The 20,243-nt window shown below is 43.6% G+C and carries 20 protein-coding genes; 10 read left to right on the forward strand and 10 right to left on the reverse strand.

Annotated features, from left to right (window positions below):
* Positions 1 to 11: 11 nt before the first annotated feature.
* From GRFL_RS13020 to GRFL_RS13030, 3 genes are all read right to left on the reverse strand, one after another.
* On the reverse strand, positions 12 to 1,331 hold the full coding sequence (locus tag GRFL_RS13020; protein WP_083645038.1) for an amidohydrolase family protein: 1,320 nt from the start codon (positions 1,329 to 1,331) through the stop codon (positions 12 to 14).
* Positions 1,332 to 1,346: 15 nt separating this feature from the next.
* On the reverse strand, positions 1,347 to 4,322 hold the full coding sequence (locus tag GRFL_RS13025) for an amidohydrolase family protein (protein ID WP_083645039.1): 2,976 nt from the start codon (positions 4,320 to 4,322) through the stop codon (positions 1,347 to 1,349).
* An 82-nt stretch (positions 4,323 to 4,404) separates the two neighbouring features.
* The gene (locus tag GRFL_RS13030; protein WP_083645040.1) at positions 4,405 to 5,478 is read right to left on the reverse strand and encodes a DUF3810 domain-containing protein; all 1,074 of its coding nucleotides are present in this window, start codon (positions 5,476 to 5,478) and stop codon (positions 4,405 to 4,407) included.
* A gap of 88 nt (positions 5,479 to 5,566) precedes the next feature.
* On the opposite strand from GRFL_RS13030, the gene GRFL_RS13035 reads away from it, so the two are divergent.
* The gene (locus tag GRFL_RS13035; RefSeq protein WP_083645041.1) at positions 5,567 to 7,024 is read left to right on the forward strand and encodes an aminoacyl-histidine dipeptidase; all 1,458 of its coding nucleotides are present in this window, start codon (positions 5,567 to 5,569) and stop codon (positions 7,022 to 7,024) included.
* Positions 7,025 to 7,089: 65 nt separating this feature from the next.
* Here GRFL_RS13035 and GRFL_RS13040 read toward each other — a convergent pair whose 3' ends face one another.
* The 3 genes from GRFL_RS13040 to GRFL_RS13050 are packed head-to-tail and all read right to left on the reverse strand — an operon-like array spanning position 7,090 to position 9,796.
* On the reverse strand, positions 7,090 to 8,220 hold the full coding sequence (locus GRFL_RS13040; RefSeq protein WP_083645042.1) for a peptidylprolyl isomerase: 1,131 nt from the start codon (positions 8,218 to 8,220) through the stop codon (positions 7,090 to 7,092).
* On the reverse strand, positions 8,220 to 8,783 hold the full coding sequence (gene gldI, locus GRFL_RS13045; protein ID WP_083645043.1) for a gliding motility-associated peptidyl-prolyl isomerase GldI: 564 nt from the start codon (positions 8,781 to 8,783) through the stop codon (positions 8,220 to 8,222). Before gldI ends, GRFL_RS13040 begins: the two co-directional genes overlap by 1 nt.
* On the reverse strand, positions 8,780 to 9,796 hold the full coding sequence (locus GRFL_RS13050; protein ID WP_083645044.1) for a DHH family phosphoesterase: 1,017 nt from the start codon (positions 9,794 to 9,796) through the stop codon (positions 8,780 to 8,782). The genes gldI and GRFL_RS13050 overlap by 4 nt, the downstream gene beginning before the upstream one ends.
* A gap of 76 nt (positions 9,797 to 9,872) precedes the next feature.
* Here GRFL_RS13050 and GRFL_RS13055 point away from each other — a divergent pair, with 76 nt between their 5' ends.
* Entirely contained in the window at positions 9,873 to 10,883 is a 1,011-nt protein-coding gene (locus tag GRFL_RS13055; protein ID WP_083645045.1) for an alkaline phosphatase D family protein, read from the forward strand.
* A 75-nt stretch (positions 10,884 to 10,958) separates the two neighbouring features.
* Positions 10,959 to 11,378: a nucleoside-diphosphate kinase gene (locus tag GRFL_RS13060; RefSeq protein WP_083645046.1), complete on the forward strand. Its 420-nt coding sequence runs from the start codon at positions 10,959 to 10,961 to the stop codon at positions 11,376 to 11,378.
* Between the two features lie 50 nt (positions 11,379 to 11,428).
* Here GRFL_RS13060 and GRFL_RS13065 read toward each other — a convergent pair whose 3' ends face one another.
* The 3 genes from GRFL_RS13065 to recF are packed head-to-tail and all read right to left on the reverse strand — an operon-like array spanning position 11,429 to position 13,219.
* Positions 11,429 to 11,728 (reverse strand): DciA family protein, encoded by a 300-nt coding sequence (locus GRFL_RS13065; protein ID WP_083645047.1) that lies wholly within the window; start codon positions 11,726 to 11,728, stop codon positions 11,429 to 11,431.
* Entirely contained in the window at positions 11,712 to 12,143 is a 432-nt protein-coding gene (locus GRFL_RS13070; RefSeq protein ID WP_083645048.1) for a lipocalin family protein, read from the reverse strand. Before GRFL_RS13070 ends, GRFL_RS13065 begins: the two co-directional genes overlap by 17 nt.
* Positions 12,140 to 13,219 (reverse strand): DNA replication/repair protein RecF, encoded by a 1,080-nt coding sequence (gene recF, locus GRFL_RS13075; RefSeq protein ID WP_083645049.1) that lies wholly within the window; start codon positions 13,217 to 13,219, stop codon positions 12,140 to 12,142. The genes GRFL_RS13070 and recF overlap by 4 nt, the downstream gene beginning before the upstream one ends.
* A 146-nt stretch (positions 13,220 to 13,365) precedes the next feature.
* Here recF and GRFL_RS13080 point away from each other — a divergent pair, with 146 nt between their 5' ends.
* From GRFL_RS13080 to GRFL_RS13110, 7 genes are all read left to right on the forward strand, one after another.
* On the forward strand, positions 13,366 to 14,136 hold the full coding sequence (locus GRFL_RS13080) for a tetratricopeptide repeat protein (RefSeq protein WP_083645050.1): 771 nt from the start codon (positions 13,366 to 13,368) through the stop codon (positions 14,134 to 14,136).
* A 3-nt stretch (positions 14,137 to 14,139) separates the two neighbouring features.
* A complete protein-coding gene (ribH, locus tag GRFL_RS13085) occupies positions 14,140 to 14,646 on the forward strand; it encodes a 6,7-dimethyl-8-ribityllumazine synthase (RefSeq protein ID WP_083645051.1) in 507 nt (168 codons plus the stop codon).
* Between the two features lie 101 nt (positions 14,647 to 14,747).
* The gene (locus tag GRFL_RS13090) at positions 14,748 to 15,041 is read left to right on the forward strand and encodes a hypothetical protein (RefSeq protein ID WP_173850099.1); all 294 of its coding nucleotides are present in this window, start codon (positions 14,748 to 14,750) and stop codon (positions 15,039 to 15,041) included.
* The gene (gene mutL / locus GRFL_RS13095; protein ID WP_083645053.1) at positions 15,042 to 16,910 is read left to right on the forward strand and encodes a DNA mismatch repair endonuclease MutL; all 1,869 of its coding nucleotides are present in this window, start codon (positions 15,042 to 15,044) and stop codon (positions 16,908 to 16,910) included. It begins immediately after the preceding gene.
* Positions 16,910 to 17,659 carry a rhomboid family intramembrane serine protease gene (locus GRFL_RS13100; RefSeq protein ID WP_083645054.1) on the forward strand — a complete coding sequence of 250 codons (750 nt, stop codon included), beginning with the start codon at positions 16,910 to 16,912 and terminating at the stop codon, positions 17,657 to 17,659. The genes mutL and GRFL_RS13100 overlap by 1 nt, the downstream gene beginning before the upstream one ends.
* Positions 17,659 to 18,576, forward strand: a complete 918-nt coding sequence (locus tag GRFL_RS13105) for a rhomboid family intramembrane serine protease (protein ID WP_083645055.1) — start codon at positions 17,659 to 17,661, stop codon at positions 18,574 to 18,576. The genes GRFL_RS13100 and GRFL_RS13105 overlap by 1 nt, the downstream gene beginning before the upstream one ends.
* Positions 18,577 to 19,608, forward strand: coding sequence for an endonuclease/exonuclease/phosphatase family protein (locus GRFL_RS13110; protein ID WP_083645056.1), 1,032 nt, complete (start codon positions 18,577 to 18,579; stop codon positions 19,606 to 19,608). It abuts the gene before it with no gap.
* Here GRFL_RS13110 and GRFL_RS13115 read toward each other — a convergent pair.
* Entirely contained in the window at positions 19,603 to 20,238 is a 636-nt protein-coding gene (locus GRFL_RS13115) for a WbqC family protein (RefSeq protein WP_083645057.1), read from the reverse strand. The genes GRFL_RS13110 and GRFL_RS13115 overlap by 6 nt on opposite strands.
* Positions 20,239 to 20,243 lie beyond the last annotated feature (5 nt).

A 20,243-nucleotide genomic window follows, 5' to 3' on the forward strand; every position in this document is an offset into this window, starting at 1 on the left:
AACAGGAAAAATTATTTGCTTTCTTCCTCTTTCTGATTTTTATATTTATTGGAATAACGCTTCCACAGTTCGGTTTGATGCGTTTCCAGGCTCACCTCACGACCATCAATAAAAGCGTGAGATAGAATATTGCCTCTCATGTCCAGCGCGTCCCCTTCAGAAATAAATAATGTAGCCGACTTCCCTTTTTCAAGAGTTCCGTACATATCGTCAATTCCCAGGATTTTTGCCGAATTGGAAGTGATCAGTTTCAAAGCCTCTTCTTTATCCATACCGAATGCTGCAACTGTCCCCGCGTAAAAAGGAAGGTTTCTGGTGTTCATTCGTTCCATTTGTCCGCTGCTTTCCAAAGCGATCATCACGCCTCTTTCGGCCAGCAGTTTTGCCAGTTTATACGGATAGTCATAATCCTGATCATCCATATTCGGAGTGGTATGCGGTCTGTTTACCAAAACTGGAATGTTATTCGCCTTCAATTCATCGGCAACTCCCAGGGCGTGGTAGCCACCAACGATCACGAATTCATCCAGATCCTGGTCTTTTTTAAATTGAATAGCGTCCAGTATCTCTTTTTCGCCATCTACGTGTACATACACTTTCTTCTTTCCGCTGAAAACTGGTTCCATTGCTTCATCCGGAAGGTTAGGAGTGGAGCGATCCCCGGCTAACCAAGCTTTGGACTGCGCAAAAAAGTCAGATAACTTCTGAATATCCTGGTCGTAATCTTCGTTCTTCTTCAATCCGGGATCTTCACCTCTCCACCAGCGACCACGTCTAAAAGCCGATGGCCAGTTGATGTGAAGACCATCGTCTACCTTCACCGCGGCATCTTCCCAGTTCCATGCATCGAACTGAACGATAGAAGAAGTTCCTGAAATCGTTCCGCCACGAGGTACGATCTGGCCAACCAGCACACCGTTTGGCCTCATGGATTCCACAACCTTACTTTCCGCATTATAGGCGATCAAACTTCTTACGTTTGGAAGCATTTCACCAATTTCATCTTCATCATCTGTCGGGCGAACCGCGTCGATCTCTACCAAACCTAAAGTGGAATTAGGTGCTATAAATCCTGGATATACATGTTTGCCTTCGGCCTGTATGATCTCTCCACGATATTGCATTTTTGTGCTGCCTGCATCCATGATCTGGGTGATCTTCCCATCTTCAAAAATGATCAGGCTATTTTCAATTACTTCCCCGTTCCCAATATGCGCAGTGGCACCAACGATGGTTACCGCTTCAGACTGCTTCTGGGCTGGCGTTTGCTGTGCCGATAAACTGCCGGCTAACAGGAAACAGATTAAATAAAATGTTATTCTAATTTTCATGTTTTTCCGGTTTAATTATTTTACTTCTTCTAACAGGTCGCAATGAACATGTTGTTCTTCCTTCTTCTTAACTGGCTGAGTTTTTACCCCGCTGTTTTTCTCCTTCAGCATTTGCCCGATTAGCATATTTCGCTCCTGCTGGATTTCTTCGCGAAGTTTTGCATCTCTTTCCTTATCGAAATACACCACTCCTTCGATCATGGTCTTTTCAGGAACAGCGTAGATTGAAAGTGGATGCTCATTCCAAAGAACCAGATCAGCCTGCTTTCCTTCCTTGATACTTCCAACAAGATTATCTACATGAAGCAATTTTGCCGGGTTTATGGTTACCATTTTCCAGGCGTCTTCTTCGCTCATCCCGCCATATTTCACACTTTTTGCCGCTTCCTGGTTCAGTCTACGGCTCATTTCAGCATCATCACTATTGATGGCAACTGTTAGCCCAACTTCATTCATGATGCTGGCGTTGTAAGGTATCGCGTCGTTCACTTCGTATTTGTACGCCCACCAGTCAGAAAAAGTAGAAGCACCAACTCCATGTTCCTTCATTTTATCGGCGACTTTATAACCTTCCAGGATGTGCGTGAATGTATTGATTCGGAAGTCGAAATGTTCCGCAACTTTCATCAGCATATTGATCTCGCTCTGAACATAAGAGTGACAGGATATGAAGCGTTCGCCATTCAGAATTTCAACTAAAGTTTCCATTTCTTCATCTTTACGGAAACCTTCACTGCCTCTATTGGCTTCATAGGCTTTCGCACGGCCGAAATAGTCCATATAAACCTGTTCCACACCCATTCTCGTCTGTGGAAAACGAATGTTGCTTCCCCAGTTAGACTGTTTTACATTTTCACCAAGGGCAAATTTGATAAATCCGGGAGCTTCTTCGAAGATCATATTTTCAGCAGATTCGCCCCATTTTAGTTGAAGAATGGCCGACTGCCCGCCGATTGGATTAGCCGAACCATGCAGCAGCTGCACGGTAGTCACACCGCCCGCAAGATCACGGTAGATAGCAACATCTGTAGGATCTACCACATCTTCCATCTGCACTTCCGCAGAAGAATTCTGGCCGGCTTCATTAATAGCCGAAGCAGCGATGTGAGAGTGCTCATCAATGATACCTGCTGTAAGGTGTTTGCCGGTTGCATCGATCACCGTTGCTCCACCGGCTCCAAGGTCTTTACCAACCTTTGCGATCTTCCCGTTTTTCACCAGCACATCGGTATTTTCTAAAACGCCGGCATCTTCACTGGTCCATACCGTAGCATTTTTAAATAATATGTTCTGTTGCTTCGGAAGTTTTTTGAAACCATATACATTGTTTGGATAGGAGACGGCCAGTATTTCTCTGGTTTTTGCCTGGTCTTCTTTGTCTTTTTTCTTGTCTTTACCTGATTCTTCTGCTGTTTTCTTGGTAGCGGTAAAAGATGTTTGTTTTCCATTTGGCATAATAGCCTTACCTGAAATCTTCTCAGTTTTTGCCGGAACATTTGCGGTAAGACGAATAAATTCCGTTTTAGTAGTATCAGGAGAAGAAAGCAGTAGGGTCATCCAGTTCTGGTCAAAAGAAAGTTTCGAGCCGATCTTGGTATCACCCATGGTTACTTCAGCCTTAGGTTTAGTTGGTTCGCCGGTTAAGGAAAGCTCGTAATCCTTTCCGTCGATCTTTAAATCGTACTTTCCGGTGATATCGGTCACGTCCATGCTTTCCAGGACTTTCTTTTTACCCTGAGTCCAGTTTTCATAAATGGTACTTTCCTTGTCAAAATAATCTCCGGAAGTGATGAGGAAGTTAGCCCAGGCACCTTGTTTAATGGTTCCTAGTTTTCCTTCCTGACCCATAGTTTTCGCCGGAATAGTGGTCAAGGCAGCCAGAGCCGCTTTTTTAGTCAAACCGTAATTTACGGCTTCCATCAGGTTTTTGCGGAAATCTTTTTCGGCATCAATGGAATGTGTGGTTAAAATGAACGGTACTTTAGCCGAATCCATCATCTTGAGATTGGCAGGCGCCTGATTCCATTCTTTCATCTCCTGAAGTCCGAGATGTGAAGCCATATACGGGTCTTCCACATCAAAGGGTGATGGGAAATTCAGAGGGACAACATAGGTGGCAGCAGTAGCTTTTGCCTTATCCAGTCGCTGGTATTCCTTTCCGGTTCCCACGATCACATATTGTATTCCGAATTCGTCCCCAATTTTATCGGCACGAAATTCATCAAGCAGATTGTCTGTAACGAAAATCTGGGTAAGACCTTTGTTCTTGTTCAAAGCTTCCAGGGCAAGATCAGTATTTTCAGCATTGCCACCGGCATACCAGTTTGCATCGTTATAGACCTGGCGAATCAAGGCCATCGCACCCATAATACTGGTAGGATAAGATTGTCTTGACTGAACGCTTTTATCAAAAGATAAATATTGCGCGGAACGATCATTGATGATCCGGTCACCTTCAGTAACACCGGGAGTGAGTGCCACCAGCATACCTGTACCGCGAACGATGCCATCTGGCATATGTGTGTTCACCACTCCAAAACCAGCTTTCTGGTATTTTTCAGCGGCTTTTTCATCATAACTGAAATGAGCTACAGCCTCGGTTTCCGGGCGAATATGGTCATTCCAGTAATAACCTTCGCGGCCTGCATCATATTGTGGCTGACCACCACCATCGGCACGTTTTGGTTTCTCCATTCCGAAGTCACTGTAGATATCGATGAAGGAAGGATAGACTTCTTTTCCTTCAAGATCGACAATTACTGCGTTTTTCGGAACAGAAATCGATTTACCTACAGAAACAATTTTACCATTCTGGATCGAAAACATTCCATTTTCGATCGTGGTCTCCGGATCTACATGGATCCTGGCATTTTTAAATACCGTGTAATTGGTGTTTTTGGTCTTCACACCGTCATTCTTTGGGAAGTAATCCTGCGCGTTCATGCTAAAACCGCAAAAGATCACCCCAAAGATCAGTAATTTTAATTTCATAAAAAGTTGTTAGGGTTTTTGAAAAAGACTCCAATTTTAAAGAGCCTTAAAATACTAAAAAATACAGAATCTTAAAGCGGAGTTAAAAAGCATTTCTGGTATCGTCGAAATAATTCACCAGAAGCGCCACCACATAGCTGTAACTTTTCATGCCTTCGGCCTGGTTATTAGCCACGAGATACTGGTTATAAGTTGCCTGAAATAGCGGCTCCAGAGGGTTTTGATGTTCCAGCCAGAAATCTTCCACTTCCTGGTAATTCTTTCGCACTCCTGGATGGAGTTCTTCCAGCAAGGTTTCTATCGTATCTGGTTCACGGCGATACACTTCGCTTAAACAGTAACTCAATGCAAATGTGAATCCGGAGTACCGAAAATAGGGGTCGGGATGGTTCATGGTTACCAGGCAGGCAATGAAATTGGCTTCGTTCTCTTTGGCAAAACCTAATTGATGCCCTACTTCGTGACTGGCAGTGGTTGGTATTTTATATGGAAGAATGATCGTGTTGACCTGCGCTTCATTTGTTAGCGGATTCAGATATCCGTTAAAACCCATATAAGTAAGCGGAAGGCTGTATAAAGATCTTTTCAGGGCAGTGCCGTGATAGGCGAGGTGTGGATAGTCTTTTTCCAGGTGATCATAGCCGGCGATGGTTTTTTCAAACAATTCATTTTTGCTGAAGTTAAATTCAATTTTAGTCGAATCGTTTTGGCCTAACTGCAGTTGTAACTCGTTACTTTTTTCAATGAGCGAATGTGTGAGTTTCAGTAGTTTTTCCGTGGTGTAATCGTTATCGATACCAAGACTTTGGTGTAAGGGCAGCCGGTAATAATTGAATCCCCAGAAAAGATTAAAGCACAAATAGATAATAGACAGGCTGGCCAGTGCATCGGGTATCCAGAGTTTGGCGTTTTTAAAACCTTGTTTAAACCTTCTGATGATCCAAAGAATGAGCATTACGATGAATGCAGCGTACAAAAGGTCCCCCAGGCTAAAGGGTAAGAAGCCCAGGGTAAAACGCATCATCTTCGAAATTACCGGGTACAAACCCTGCGAATAGTACGTTTCAACAAATTCGGGATGACCGGCAAGAATGCGGTTAAAAAGGATCTGTACCGGTAGCAATGCCGCGAGGATAAGAGTGGTTTTTCGCTTCACGGCTTAAAAATACAAATAAATGGCTGTTGGCAAATTTCTTAAATCCTTTAAATAAAATACCTTTGTAAATACGCTTAAAACAAAACAGATGAATGAAGAAATAAGAGCCCTGGAGCCTAAAGCTCTTTGGAATAAATTCGCCGATCTGAATGCGGTTCCAAGGCCTTCCAAAAAAGAAGAACGAGTCATCGAATTCATAAAAATGTTTGGAGAAAACCTGAATCTGGACACCCAGGTTGATGAGGTTGGAAATGTGGTGATCAGGAAACCGGCGACCAGCGGAATGGAAAACCGGCAGAAAGTGGTTCTTCAGGCACACCTGGATATGGTTCATCAAAAGAATAATGATACCGATTTTGATTTTTCCAGCCAGGGTATCGATATGTATGTGGATGGTGACTGGGTGCGCGCGAAGGGCACCACCCTGGGAGCCGATAATGGTCTTGGTGTGGCCAGCATGATGGCAATCCTGGAAAGTGATTCCATTGAACACCCGGCGATCGAAGCTTTGTTCACGATCGATGAGGAAACCGGGATGACCGGTGCAAAAGGTCTAAGCCCGGATCTGCTCAGCGGTGATATTCTGCTGAATCTGGATACCGAGGAAGACGATGAGATCGGGATTGGATGTGCCGGCGGCGTAGATGTGACGGCTAAAAGGAATTATGAACAGGAATCGATTCCTGAAAATTCTGAAGTGTATACTATCCAGGTAAAAGGACTTCAGGGTGGTCATTCCGGGATGGATATTATCAAAGGTTTAGGCAACGCCAATAAACTCATGAACCGATTGTTTAATGCCGGTTTGCAAAGCGGCCTTCGGATCGCTGAGATTAACGGAGGCGGCCTTCGGAATGCCATTCCTAGAGAAAGTCTCGCCATCGTTACCATTACTTCGGAAGGCAAAACTGAAATATTGAAAGCTCTGGAAACTGAAGCCGAAAACATTCAGTTGGAGTACCGAACGCTGGAACCAAATCTTTCCGTAGAAATTACCAAGAGCGGAGACGCGCGGAAAGTGATCGCGGAAAAGGCTCAGAAGGAAATAGTTCTCGCTTTGGCTGCTGCTCATAATGGCGTATACCGAATGAGCCCTGAAATTGCTGGCCTGGTAGAAGCATCTAACAATATTGCAAATGTGACGATCAAAGATGGAAAGGCAGAAATAAAATGTCTTACCAGAAGTTCGGTTGAATCTTCCAAAGATGATCTTGCCGAGTCTTTGAGAGCTGCTTTCGAGCTGGCAGGATTTGATGTGTCACTTTCCGGGGAATATCCGGGTTGGGCACCAAGCCGAGATTCGGCCATTCTGAAGACTTTGGATGGTATTTATCAGGACATGTTCCATGAACAGGCTGATATTGCTGCCTGTCATGCCGGTCTGGAATGCGGAATTATAGGAAGTCATTATCCAAAACTGGATATGATCTCATTTGGGCCTACCATTCGTGGAGCCCACTCTCCAGATGAACGTGCTTCTATTTCCAGCTCACAGAAATACTGGAAATTCCTGCTGGAAGTTTTAAAAAATATTCCGGAGAATTAATAAGAATTAGGATCATAAAAAAAGCCCCGAATTTCGGGGCTTTTTTTATGCTGTTTTCCTGAGTCTTATTCAGAAGCATTTGCCATTTCCACCATTTCCAGAACAAAGACCAGGTTGGTATCCGGAGGAATCACTCTGCCTCTTCCGCTTTTACCATAACCCAGTTCGCTAGGGATGAAAACAACTGCTTTATCTCCCACTTGCATCGCCTGAAGCGCGTCTTTGAATCCCTGGATCAGGGGAGTGTCTGGGCTAAAATCCATTGGAGTTGGGCCGTACATTCCCATATCGTCACGCTGGCGGTTGTATACACCCATTTCTTTTGCCAGTTCTACATCATTGGTATCGAAAATTCTTCCGTCTTCAAAATACCCCTGATACAGCATCATCACTTTCTGCCCAATCTTCGGTTTTGGTCCGTCACCTTTTTCTTCATAATAGATCTTTACACCGCTTTCCAGGGAATCAGCTTCTTTTTTTAATTCCGCGAAACGATGAGCGTTTTGGTTGATCTTCTCTTCCAACGCCTGGCGTTCCTGCTCCCGACGGTCTTCAATCTTCTTCATTTCATTCTGCATCACCTTGTCGGCATCAAAGTTCTTGGCCGCTTTTCCTTTTCTGATGATGTTTACTTCATTCATGACCACGTCTTTAGTAGGTCGATCTCCCTGGCCGGTTTCCACTTTTCCGATCGCTTCCACGACATCCATTCCTTTCACTACTTTTCCGAAGACACTGTGCTTGTCATTGAGATGCGGCGTAGGAGCGAGGGTGACGAAAAACTGACTTCCGTTGGTGCCCGGTCCTGCGTTGGCCATGGAAAGTATCCCGGCGCTGTCATGTCTCAGGCTATCTACAAATTCATCAGGAAATCTATAACCGGGTCCTCCGCTACCGGTACCTGTTGGATCACCTCCCTGAATGACGAAACCGTCCATTACGCGATGAAAGATAAGGCCTTCATAATATTTTTTTCCTTTAAAGGTGCTGTCTACCATAGAATTGGTTCCTTCTGCAAGCGAAACAAAATTCCCCACGGTCAGCGGGGCTTCTTCAAAATAAAGCTGGGCGACAAAAGGTCCCATGGAAGTTTGAAATTCGGCATACATCCCGTCTTCCAGGTCTGGGTATTCTTCTTTACAGGAAATTAGTGAAGCCACGATGGCTAATAAGAATAAAAAGTTTCGTGTTTTCATTATTGATTATCTAATTCGTTATTGGTTTGTTTTTCGATGTTATATAAAGTCACTTTAGTGATAATTGGCATATTGGTGCCAATCTTTTCCTTATCGCCATAATAGCCGAAAGCTTTGTGCGAGGGGAAAAGAAAAGTCACGGTTTCTCCTTCTTTCATGAGCTTTAGGCCCTGGCGGAGACCGGAAAAAAGTTTTTCCTGGTCCATGGCGTACGTTCTCCTGGGTTTTTCGCCTTCCGCGTAAATTGTTTGGCCATCAATACTGGAAATACTGTATTCGAAATCCACGATATCGCCAAATTCCGGGTGGTCGTTGGTAATACTATCAGCTACCTTAGTGTTGTAATAATACCAGAAACCATCAGCAGAAGCTTGGTAACTGGTCGTAGAATCTTCAGCCATCAGATTCTTGATGTATTGTTCTTCCTGGGCCACCAGTTTTTTATTCCTGGCCACGGATTCATCGATGTACGAACCGCTTTTTTGACTCACGGGATAACGCGCTTCCGGCGATTTGCAGGAGGCAAGGCCTATGATCAGGAAAAGTGCAAGTAATTTTTTCATTTTGAAAGCTTTTCACGGTATTCGGGCAACAACCTGTTGAATTTGACTACTGTGTCGTTCAGGGACAGGTCGCTTCTTCCGCCGGCGGCATTAATATGCCCTCCACCATTAAAGTGGGCTCTTGCAAATTTGTTCACATCGAAATCTCCTTTCGAGCGGAACGATATCTTAACAAGATCCTCATTTTCTTTTTCTATAAAGATCACCGCGAAAATGATGCCTTCCAGAGACAGGCCGTAATTCACAAAACCTTCCGTATCTCCCTTTTGAAAATGGTGGCGGTCCAGTTCTTCCTGGGACAGGGTGATGTAAGCGGTTCGAAATTCGCTGTTTACTTTAAGATTAGAAAGTGCCGTTCCCAGCAATCGCATTTTATCCTGGGAATTGGTATCGAAAATATTATTGTGAATTTCGGCATTTTTCGCACCCTTATCGATCAGGTCGGCAATTGCCCTATGTGTATCGCTGCTGGTACTACTAAAGCGGAAGGAACCCGTGTCCGTCATGATTCCCGCATATAGGCAGGTTGCGATCTCGGGAGTGATATTTTTATTTGCGCGCAGCTTATTAATGAAATTGTACACCATCTCGCAGGTGGAACTCATTTCAGAATCGCTGTAGGTATAGGCCGCATAATCTGCCGGTTCCTGGTGGTGATCGATCATCACAAAGACTGCATCGACTTCGGTTAAGGGCAATTCCATATCACCGCAACGGCTGAGGTGATTAAAATCCAGGGTAAAAATAATATCGGCCTGGCTTATGAGTTCATCAGCTTTGGCTTTTTCCTGTTCATAGATCATGACGCTGTCATTTCCCGGTAGCCATTTCAGAAAATGCGGGTAATCATTTGGCGCAATGACCTGTACCTGGTGGCCTTTATCCTTCAGAAAATGGTATAAGCCAAGAGACGAGCCAATGGCATCACCGTCTGGGCCTCTATGCGGTACGATCACTATGTTTTCGGCACCGTCCAGTTCGGCGGTGATCTCCAGAATTCTCGTGTCTATCATAATCGAGGCTAAATATACAATTTAATAATACTTAAGAAATACAGGAAACTTTAAATTCGCAATAGAAACAATTCTTATGAAAAACCTCCTCAGCCTTTTTATTACATTTTTACTGATTTCCTGCGGAAGCCGAAATTTGAAACAGGATGAAAATACCGATTTTATTATTGCCTTCGGAAGCTGTAATCACCAGTACGACCCGCAACCGCTCTGGCAACCCATCCTAAAGAATCAGCCCGATGTGTTTTTATGGGGTGGGGACAATATCTATTCTGATACCGATGATGCTGCCAGGATGAAAGCCGAATACCAGCAACAACTGGACAATAAGGATTATCAGCAGATCCTGGCGGCGATGCCGGTTCTGGCGACCTGGGACGATCACGACTACGGCCTGAATGACGGCGGGCGGGAATGGCATTTTAAAGATACCAGCCAGCAGTTATTCCTTGATTTTATGAAGGTGCCGAATGATAGCCCAAGACGCAGTCAAAAAGGGGTGTATTCTTCGGAAGTTTTTGAAACCGAAAAGGGCAGCGTAAAGATCATTCTGTTGGATACGCGTTATTTCCGAAGTGAACTGAAGAAAAGCGAGGATCCCAATCGCCGTTTTGAACCTTCTGAAGGAACCATGTTGGGAGCGGAGCAGTGGGGTTGGCTGGAAAATGAGCTGAAGAATAGTGATGCCGGTTTCCATATTATTCTGTCCAGCGTGCAGGTTCTTTCAGGAGAGCACGGTTTTGAAAGCTGGGGAAATTTTCCTTCAGAAGTGGAAAAACTGGAAAACTTAGTCGTTTCTTCCAAAGCAAAGAATGTAATCTTATTGAGTGGCGATCGGCATATTTCCGAATTTTCTGAAGCAGTGATTCCGGGCCTGTATTACCCGCTGATGGATTTTACCTCCAGCGGCCTTACGCATACCTACGAAGAATTTAGCGGGGAGCCCAACAAGTACCGTAAAGGCTTCGTGGTGAAAGACAAAAGTTTTGGCATCATCAGGCTCAATTTTGAAGAAAATTCGGCGATTCTGGAAATGCGTGGCGAAAACAACAAATTGCAGCAGGAATACCAGCTTGATTTTCAGTAGATAAACTTAAAATTTGAATCTGCTTGGATTTGGAAAGGAATTAACTATTTTTGCACCAAATTTAAAAACCATACAATGGCAGGAAACAGAACATTCACCATGATCAAGCCTGATGCGGTTGAAGACGGGCATATCGGTGCAATTTTAGAACAAATCACAGCTTCAGGTTTTAGAATCGTTGCCATGAAGTTGACACAAATGACTACAGCTGACGCGGAGGAATTCTACGCGATCCACAAAGAGCGTCCGTTCTTCGGGGAATTGGTAGAGTTCATGACTCGCGGACCTATAGTTGCAGCTATTCTTGAAAAAGAAAACGCTGTGGAAGATTTCAGAACATTGATCGGTGCTACAAACCCGGAAGATGCTGCTGAAGGAACTATCAGAAAAAAATACGCTAAGAATGTAGGAGAGAACGCGGTTCACGGAAGTGATAGCGATGAAAATGCTACTATTGAAGGAGCTTTCCATTTCTCAGGAAGAGAGATGTTCTAATCATTTTTGGTAAGAAAAATAAAAGCCGGGCAACGCCCGGCTTTTTTAGTTTATCGCAGTACGAGTTTGTGAATGAGCTCTTTTCCCATTTCCTCGTTCAGGATCCTGATGATCTTTTCTTTGCCATAGCTCAGTTCCTCGCGAAGTACCGATGAGCTGAGTTGGACGTAGAGCACCTCGTTCTTCAGTTTGATGTTCGTGGTGTATTTCTCGATGGCCGGCCCCATCTGACTGTTCCAGATATCGCGAATTTTTACCTGGTCCAGGCCTTTTTTATCCAGTTTGTTTTCGTCCACAAAGGTTTTCAGCAGGTCGCTGAGCTTCATTTCTTCATTATTCCTTCTCTTCATTCTCTTGGCTTATAACAGGTTTATATTTTTTATAATAATAGGTCTTTCCATCGCTGTTCATTAGCACCAGGTTTTCTTCAGTAGCTTGCAGAACTTCTTCTTCCCACTGGTCGTATGGAGTGCTGTATTTCAGCTTTAGTGTATGGCCTTCCATTTTAGCTGAAATTTTCTCTTCATTTTCCGTGGCAATAAATTCTCCAGTGACTTCGGGCTTGAGCTTTTTCCTGAAACCTATACTATCCTTCAGCTCGATATAATCAATATAAGGACTCATTCCATACTTGATGACCGAATCTTTTTCAAGCTCTACATGATCGATCTCCCAGTAACCATTCAGGTTTTTCAGTTGCTCCTTTGGATCTGCCTGGTTGCAGGAAACGATAAGAACGGCCAGTATGACGATGAATTTTTTCACAATTTGAAGATTTTATAGGTTTGTCCGCTTTTCTTAACCACTTCTTCGGTACGATCAGCATGCGTGTCACTAATGAAGATCTGGCCTAATTTTCCGGTAGCAACCAGCGCCACGATATGGGCCACCCGGTTTTCGTCCAGCTTATCAAAAATATCATCCAGCAGCAATATGGGATTCACTTTACTGATCTCTTTAATAAAGTCAAATTGTGCCAGTTTCAACGCAACCAGAAAAGATTTTTGCTGTCCCTGCGAGCCGAATTTCTTGATGGGATGTCCGGCAATTTCAAAGCTCAGGTCGTCTTTATGTGTTCCTACGGAAGTGTACTGCAGCGCCATATCCTTCTGAAGATTTTGTTCCAGCAGGCCGGAAAGACTGTTCTCAAAAAGCTGACTCTTATAGACCACGTCTACCTGTTCCTTGTTATTGGTGATATCGGCATAGCGTTTATTGAAGATAGGAATGAACTCCTTCAGGAATTGTTTCCGTTTCTCGAAAAGGTCCTGCCCAAGACTGCTGAGCTGTAAATTATATACATCCAAAGTGTCCCTTTCGAACGTGTTATTAGCTGCAAAAAATTTCAGCAGCGAGTTGCGCTGGGAGATGAGTTTGGTATATTGTAAAAGTTTGTTCAGGTAAACGGGATCGCTTTGTGAGATGACCCCGTCCATGAATTTCCTTCTTGTTTCGGAACCTTCAATGATGAGGTCCCGATCTGCCGGGGAAATAATCACGCAGGGAATGAACCCAATATGGTCGCTTACCTTATCATAGGCCTTGTTATTCCGTTTAATGATCTTTTTTTGCCCTTTTTTGGCACTTACCAGGATCTTTTCAGCTTTATCATTCTTCAGAAATTCTCCGTCTACCACAAAAAAATCAGCATCGTGATTGATATTCTGGGAGGTGATAGGATTAAAATAGCTCTTTCCGAAGGAGAGATGATAAATACTGTCGAGCACATTCGTTTTGCCCACACCATTATTTCCCACCAGGCAATTGATCTTTTCATCAAACTCGAACTCGGCCGTTTTCAGGTTTTTGTAGTTGAGAAGATGAAGCTGTTGCAAATGCATAAAAGCCGGGATTGATGGTTTTTGATTAGGGTTTGCTGCTGAATTTTTCGGCTACGAAATAACCCCAAATTATCTAAAAAATACAAATAAATAATCTTTTAATTTTCACAAAAAATTATATTTTTGCCACGCAATAAAAATTACCTATGGCACAGTACAAGAAACGAGGATATAAGCCTTCTAGCAAGAAGGAACGTGAAAATACAGTTGAAGAACACTCTACAACAGCAGAGGTTTTTAACACTTTGGATGAAGGTGCCAGTAAAACGGAAACCTGGGTAGCCGATAACCAGAAATACATTTATATTATAGTAGGTGTGGCGATCGTTGCCGTTCTTGGATATTTGGGATACAACCGTTTCGTACATGCTCCAAAACAGGCAGAAGCTGCTAATGAAATGGCGCAGGCTGAAGACTACATGGCTGCGGCACTTCGAGCTACCGGAACAGAGAGCGATTCGCTTTACAACCTGGCTTTGAATGGAGGTGAAGGGAAATTTGGGTTTTTGGATATTATTGATAATTATGGTGGAACCGATGCGGCAAACCTGGCACATTATAATGCAGGTTTTGCGTATTTGAGAACCGGAAAATATCAGGAAGCGATCGAGCAACTGGAAGATTTCAAAAGCGATGATGAGATTTTTGCTCCTTTGGCTGCCGGCGGAATTGGTGATGCTTTTACACAATTAGGGCAGCCGGAAGATGCTCTGGGTTACTACGAAAAAGCAGCTGAGATGCGTTCCAATACGTTCACTACACCAAGATTTCTACTGAAAGCGGCGATTACTGCGATCGAACTTGGAGATAATGATACTGCTGAAGAATACCTGAATAGAATCGAGGAGGAATATCCAGATTCTCCGGAAGCTAACAAAGTGCCTATTTACTTAGGAATGGCTTCAGCGAAAAACTAAACTATGGCAACAGAAGGTAAGAACCTTTCAGAATACGATAAGAATACAATCCCAAACGCGAAAGACTTTCGGTTTGGGATTGTTGTTTCAGAATGGAACGAGGAGATCACTGAAGGTCTTTTCCAGGGTGCTTTTGATGCCTTTATTGAAAATGGTGTCAAAAAGGAAAATATCGTTCGCTGGAACGTTCCTGGAAGTTTTGAACTGATTTATGGCTGTAAAAAACTTCAGCAAACTTTTGACATGTTGGATGCCATTATCGCCGTGGGAAGCGTGATCCAGGGTGAAACCAAGCATTTCGATTTTGTTTGTGAAGGCGTGACACAGGGGATCAAAGACCTGAATATCCAGGGAGATATTCCCGTGATCTTTTGTGTGTTGACCGATAATCATATCGAACAGTCCCGGGCCAGAAGCGGTGGGAAACACGGCAATAAAGGTACGGAGGCGGCGATCGCGGCCATTAAAATGGCTCAGCTTCGGAAAGACGCCGATTTCTACAAGGGTTAAGATTCAAAAACGGCATTGTTCTTGCTTCCTTATTAATGCGAATGTGCTTCGGTTATTTGAAGCATTTTGAGTAAATTTGGAGATACAAACAATCCGCAGTTTTGAAAATCAATTTTTACAAAGTCAGAAAAAATACCAGGTATAACTACACCCCACGATATTACAAGGGAAAGGATACCGGGAATATCTATGACTTTGATTCAAAATTCAATAAGTACAAAGAGACCGCGAATGCCATTGATTTTGGTTCCCAGTGGGCCAGCGACAGGAAAGATAGTCGAACTCGTGGTAACCGAAGCCTGAATAAGCGCTTCCTGATCATTTTCCTGGTGCTGCTTTTTATTTGCCTGTGGATTTTAGATTTTGATTTGTCCATTTTCTCGATTCCGCGCTAAATGAGTGATATAATTCAATTGCTTCCCGATCATGTTGCCAACCAGATCGCTGCGGGAGAAGTAGTGCAACGGCCGGCATCTGTAATCAAAGAACTTTTAGAAAATTCCATCGACGCCCATGCGACGAGGATCCAGGTGGTCATTAAAGACGCCGGAAAAACCTTGATCCAGGTTGTCGATGACGGTGTTGGAATGAGCGTAACTGATGCTCGCATGAGTTTTGAACGGCACGCCACCTCCAAGATCAAACTGGCTGATGATCTTTTCAGTTTAAAAACCAAAGGTTTTAGGGGAGAAGCCCTAGCTTCCATAGCGGCGATTGCCCACGTGGAACTGAAGACCAGAAGAGCTGAAGAAGAAATTGGCACCTGTATCAAAATGGAAGGTAGCCAGGTCGTTTCCCAGGAAGCTTGTGTTACCCCCAAAGGAACCTGCCTGAGCGTCAAGAATCTTTTTTATAATATTCCCGCGCGCCGCAATTTCCTGAAGTCAGATAATGTGGAAACGCGGCATATTATTGATGAATTTCAGCGAGTGGCGCTGGCGCATCCAGATATCAGTTTCTCGCTTACGCATAATAACAATGAACTATTTCAGCTTCCGCCGTCCAACCAGCGGCAGCGAATCACCAATATTTTCGGGGGAAAAACCAATGAAAAACTGGTTCCGGTTGAAGAAGATACCGGGATCGTTAAAGTTTCAGGCTTCGTAGGAAAACCGGAATTTGCCAAAAAAAGCAGGGGAGAGCAGTTTTTCTTTGTGAATAATCGCTTTATCAAAAGTCCTTATTTGAATCATGCGGTCGTGGCGGCATTCGAAGGTCTGCTCAAAGACAAATCGTATCCAAGTTACTTCTTGTATCTGGATGTGGATCCCAAATCGATCGATATCAACATTCATCCCACGAAAACGGAAATCAAGTTTGACGATGAGCATGCGCTGTATGCCATTTTGAAAAGTGCGATCAAGCATAGCCTGGGGCAATTTAACGTGGCGCCAATGTTGGATTTCGAGCGTGACAGCGATCTGGACACCCCTTATGATTACAAGAATAAGAATGCCAGCGCTCCTCAGATCGAAGTTGATCGGGATTTCAATCCTTTTAAAAATGAAGGTGGTTTGGCATCTTTTTCAGGTGGAGGCGGAAATGTGAGCTATCGCAGGGAACGTTCAGCCGCCAGTTGGGATGGTATTTATACCGGTCTGGAAACCGAAACCATGCCTGAATCTTCAGCAAACCTGAAGGAGATCGAATTTGAAAGTGAGGAAGTGACCGGAAATCTTTTTGGGGCGAAAGAGGAAGAGCACGGAAGGTCTACTTTCCAGCTCAACAAAAAATATATTATTTCCACTTTGAAAAGCGGCCTGCTGGCGATTGATCAGCATCGGGCGCATACCAGAATTCTTTACGAGGAGCTTCTGAAGAATATAACTGTTTCAGCAGCAGTGAGCCAGCAACTACTATTTCCATTGAAACTTCAATTCAACAAGCATGAAAATGAAATGCTAAAAGAGATAAAAGATTCGCTGGAACAAACAGGTTTCGTATTTTCGGAATTCGGAAGGGATGAAGTGGAGATCACTGGTATTCCAACGCTCATTGCGGAAAGCGAGGTGGAAATGCTGTTGGAGAAACTGCTGGCCGATTTTGAAAAAGAGGTGCCCAGCGACGGTTTTTCACAAACCGATTTAATGGCCAAGTCACTGGCGAGCAGTATGGCGGTTCGTTCGGGAACTCTTTTGAATTCTGCGGAACAACAGCATATCGTAAACCGACTTTTTGCCTGTAAAGAGCCCGGACTAACACCTTTCAATAAGACCATTTTCACTACGATTGGCGTGGATGAACTGGATAAAAAATTTGCTTGATGGGAAGAATCACTGAAACCGTAAAGGTTTTACTTATAATTAATGTTATTTTCTTTATTGGGAGTCAGCTAATTGGCGATGCGGCTTACCAGTATTTTGCACTCTGGTTTTTTAAGAATCCGAATTTTGCATTTTGGCAGGGAATCACCCATATGTTCATGCATGGTGGTTTCACCCATATTCTTTTCAATATGTATGCGCTTTGGGCATTTGGAAGCCCCATTGAGCAGATGCTTGGGCAGCGCCGTTTCCTGTTCTTTTATTTTGCCTCCGGTATTGGTGCCGCCGCGCTGCACACTTTGGTGAACTTTTTTGCCTTTCAGAATGGATATGATGCTTTATTAGGAATTGGCTGGACTCCGGCTGAAATTATGGATTTTGCTAACCAGGCTTTCCAGACAAACCAGTTCCAGATCCCTTCCGGAGTAGACCAGGAAACCTTACGATCGATGCTGGAAGCCTATTCTAACCCGGCGGTGGGAGCTTCCGGAGCAATATATGGTATACTCGTGGCGTTTGGGATGATGTTCCCTAATGTGGAGTTGTTCCTGATCTTTGTGCCTATTCCAATCAAAGCGAAGTTCTTCATTCCCGCGCTGATCCTGTTGGATCTGTTCTCAGGAGTGACCGGCTATTCTCTTTTTGGAGGCTCCATCGCGCATTTTGCACATGTTGGTGGCGCGTTATTCGGGTTTTTGATGATGTATTACTGGAAAAAGAACCAATTCAACGATAATCGCTGGTATTGATGCGTACTTCAGATAAATTGAGATATAAAATGCAAACGGCAACGATCACTGAAAAGCTGATCGCTATAAACGTGCTCGTTTTTGTCTTGTTTTTCCTGATCCGCACCATCGCATTCCTTTTCCAGACTTCAGGTGATTTTTTAATGCAGTGGTTCGTTTTTCCTGACGATCCAATGGAATTTCTACTGAAACCCTGGTCTATCATCACCTATTCGTTTTTACACGCCGGCATTTGGCACATCTTGTCAAATATGCTCATCTTATATTTTTCCGGAATCTATTTCCTGAATTACTTTTCTCCAAAAAGGCTGCTGAATTACTATTTCCTGGGTGTGATCATCGGAGCGCTGGTTTATATGGCCAGTTATAACTTATTTCCGGTTTTCCAGGCAAATGGAAAATCGTACCTGATTGGTGCTTCTGCCGGTGTAATGGCCGTACTGATTGGCATCGCGACCTACATCCCGAACATGAGGGTGCAACTGATGTTCCTGGGGAGTATCAAATTCTGGTGGATCGCCGCCTTTCTGGTTATTGTAGATATCGTTCAGATTCCTATGGGGAACGCCGGTGGTCATTTTGCCCATTTGGGAGGTGCCGCGCTGGGTTACATCTACACCACTCAGTTACAGAAAGGAAATGATATAGGCAAGTGGTTTGAAAACCTGGTTGATGGCATTGCTACTCTCTTCAAACCAAAGAGTGAACGCAGGGCTAAAATGAAGACCGTGTACCGCAACAAAACGCAGCGCGCAAAAACTACCACTTCCAGAACCAGTAACGCATCTTCGAGGCTGAATAAGGATGAGAAGCAGAAAAAGGTAGACGCAATCCTGGATAAGATCAGTAAAAGTGGTTATGATAGCCTGACGAAGGCCGAAAAAGATTTCCTGTTTCAGGCCGGCAAAGAAGATTAGATGAAAAAGCTGAATGTCTTTGATAAATTCATTTTTATTCTGAATTCGCTGGCGGCGCTGGCTTTATTACTGTCTTATTTGCTTCCGCATATTCCGCCTGAATCATTTCCATTATTGTCGGTGCTCAGTTTGGGTGTGCCGGTTTTAATTATTCTGAATATCATTTTGCTGCTTTACTGGTCTTTCCGTTTGAAAAGACAATTTCTGCTTAGCCTGGTGGTATTGTTAATAGGTTACCAATATGTTTCTGGTTTTGTTCGTTTTTCCGAAGGAGAAAAAGATGAAAAAGGACAGGCAGATTTTTCGATTATGAGCTATAACGTTCGTATGTTCAATGCCTATGAATGGACAGATCGTAAGAATATTCCTGAAAATATTACAGCTTTTGTAAGAGAAAAAGATCCGGATATTGTTTGTATGCAGGAATTTTACAGGAAAGCAACTGACCTGGTGAAGATTTACCCTTACAGTTATATCGAATTAAAAGGCAAAGCATCTGAATTTGGTTCAGCAATTTTCTCCAAATACCCGATCATTAAGAAGTATTCGCTGAATTTCCCGCAGGATGGCAATAATAATGCTATTTATGCTGATGTGGTGATCGGCCAGGATACGGTAAGAGTTTTTAACGTACATTTCCAATCACTCAACATCAAGCCGGAGATCAATGATCTTAAAAAAGAAGATTCTAAAAAATTGCTGGGCAGGATAGGCTATGGATTTTCACTGCAACAGGAACAGCTGGAAATGCTGATACCGGAAATGAAGCAATCGCCTTATCAAAAACTGGTAGTTGGGGATTTCAACAACACGAGTTTTTCCTATATCTATAACCAGCTGAAGGAAGAGGGTAATTTCAAGGATGCATTCCTGGAAGCGGGCAGCGGTTTTGGACAAAGCTTTAAACTGACCTATTTCCCGCTGCGGATCGATTTTATGCTGCTGGAACAGGAAATGACCGTTCAGGAATTTTCGCGTTTCGAGGTAGATTATTCAGATCACTACCCGGTGCTCAGTAAGATTTCCTTATAATTCCTGCCTTTGCAGGTAGGCCAGCGTGTTCGGCCCTTCGTTGAACAAGAGGTCGAGAATACTCAAATCGTTTTCAAACTTCAGTTTTTCTGAAAATACCTGCGTGTAGGGCTCATTCTGAAACGACTGTTTTCTTTTAGCCGATACCAATGATCTGAGATCAGTTACATTTTCAGGTTCCAGAATGTATTCCGAAGTTTTGGCGAATTCCAGATCGAATTGCATGGCTTCCGCGGCAAATTCCATACAGCGATAATTGAAATCCATCAAGAACTTAAATTTTTTCTCGTAAAGCGGGTAGCATTCATCCTCGTAAAATTCAAAAAACGGAGAGGTTTGATAGGAAGTTTGAAGCGCCCGCCAATGCCGCACCTGCCAGTCAAAATCATTTTCGATCTGCACATCCTGGTATTTCTGTCTTCCGTTAGTATCCAAACCCAGGGCGCTGCTATGTTTTACAGGAATGTTCAGATTCAGTTTACCGTTGGCATCGTAGATATACATTCGATTACGGTAAGTTTGTTTCTGGTAATTATCCTCGTTTTCAAAAATGATCTGATCGGTTTGGGATAGTGCTACCCATAGGCTTACCGGTCCAAAATAGGATGGATGAAATAAGGCTTTTTTCATGGCTT

Source organism: Christiangramia flava JLT2011 (assembly GCF_001951155.1).
GTDB classification, from domain to species: Bacteria; Bacteroidota; Bacteroidia; order Flavobacteriales; family Flavobacteriaceae; genus Christiangramia; species Christiangramia flava.

Excerpts from the sequence above, each read along its gene's own strand:
- GRFL_RS13055 (WP_083645045.1), top strand. The coding sequence starts at position 9,873 with ATGAAAAACCTCCTCAGCCTTTTTATTACATTTTTACTGATTTCCTGC.
- GRFL_RS13040 (WP_083645042.1), bottom strand. The coding sequence starts at position 8,220 with ATGAAAACACGAAACTTTTTATTCTTATTAGCCATCGTGGCTTCACTA.
- GRFL_RS13065 (WP_083645047.1), bottom strand. The coding sequence starts at position 11,728 with ATGAAGAGAAGGAATAATGAAGAAATGAAGCTCAGCGACCTGCTGAAA.
- GRFL_RS13110 (WP_083645056.1), top strand. The coding sequence starts at position 18,577 with ATGAAAAAGCTGAATGTCTTTGATAAATTCATTTTTATTCTGAATTCG.
- GRFL_RS13080 (WP_083645050.1), top strand. The coding sequence starts at position 13,366 with ATGGCACAGTACAAGAAACGAGGATATAAGCCTTCTAGCAAGAAGGAA.
- GRFL_RS13025 (WP_083645039.1), bottom strand. The coding sequence starts at position 4,322 with ATGAAATTAAAATTACTGATCTTTGGGGTGATCTTTTGCGGTTTTAGC.
- gldI (WP_083645043.1), bottom strand. The coding sequence starts at position 8,783 with ATGAAAAAATTACTTGCACTTTTCCTGATCATAGGCCTTGCCTCCTGC.
- ribH (WP_083645051.1), top strand. The coding sequence starts at position 14,140 with ATGGCAACAGAAGGTAAGAACCTTTCAGAATACGATAAGAATACAATC.
- GRFL_RS13020 (WP_083645038.1), bottom strand. The coding sequence starts at position 1,331 with ATGAAAATTAGAATAACATTTTATTTAATCTGTTTCCTGTTAGCCGGC.
- GRFL_RS13060 (WP_083645046.1), top strand. The coding sequence starts at position 10,959 with ATGGCAGGAAACAGAACATTCACCATGATCAAGCCTGATGCGGTTGAA.
- GRFL_RS13105 (WP_083645055.1), top strand. The coding sequence starts at position 17,659 with ATGCGTACTTCAGATAAATTGAGATATAAAATGCAAACGGCAACGATC.
- mutL (WP_083645053.1), top strand. The coding sequence starts at position 15,042 with ATGAGTGATATAATTCAATTGCTTCCCGATCATGTTGCCAACCAGATC.
- GRFL_RS13100 (WP_083645054.1), top strand. The coding sequence starts at position 16,910 with ATGGGAAGAATCACTGAAACCGTAAAGGTTTTACTTATAATTAATGTT.
- GRFL_RS13050 (WP_083645044.1), bottom strand. The coding sequence starts at position 9,796 with ATGATAGACACGAGAATTCTGGAGATCACCGCCGAACTGGACGGTGCC.
- recF (WP_083645049.1), bottom strand. The coding sequence starts at position 13,219 with ATGCATTTGCAACAGCTTCATCTTCTCAACTACAAAAACCTGAAAACG.
- GRFL_RS13035 (WP_083645041.1), top strand. The coding sequence starts at position 5,567 with ATGAATGAAGAAATAAGAGCCCTGGAGCCTAAAGCTCTTTGGAATAAA.
- GRFL_RS13115 (WP_083645057.1), bottom strand. The coding sequence starts at position 20,238 with ATGAAAAAAGCCTTATTTCATCCATCCTATTTTGGACCGGTAAGCCTA.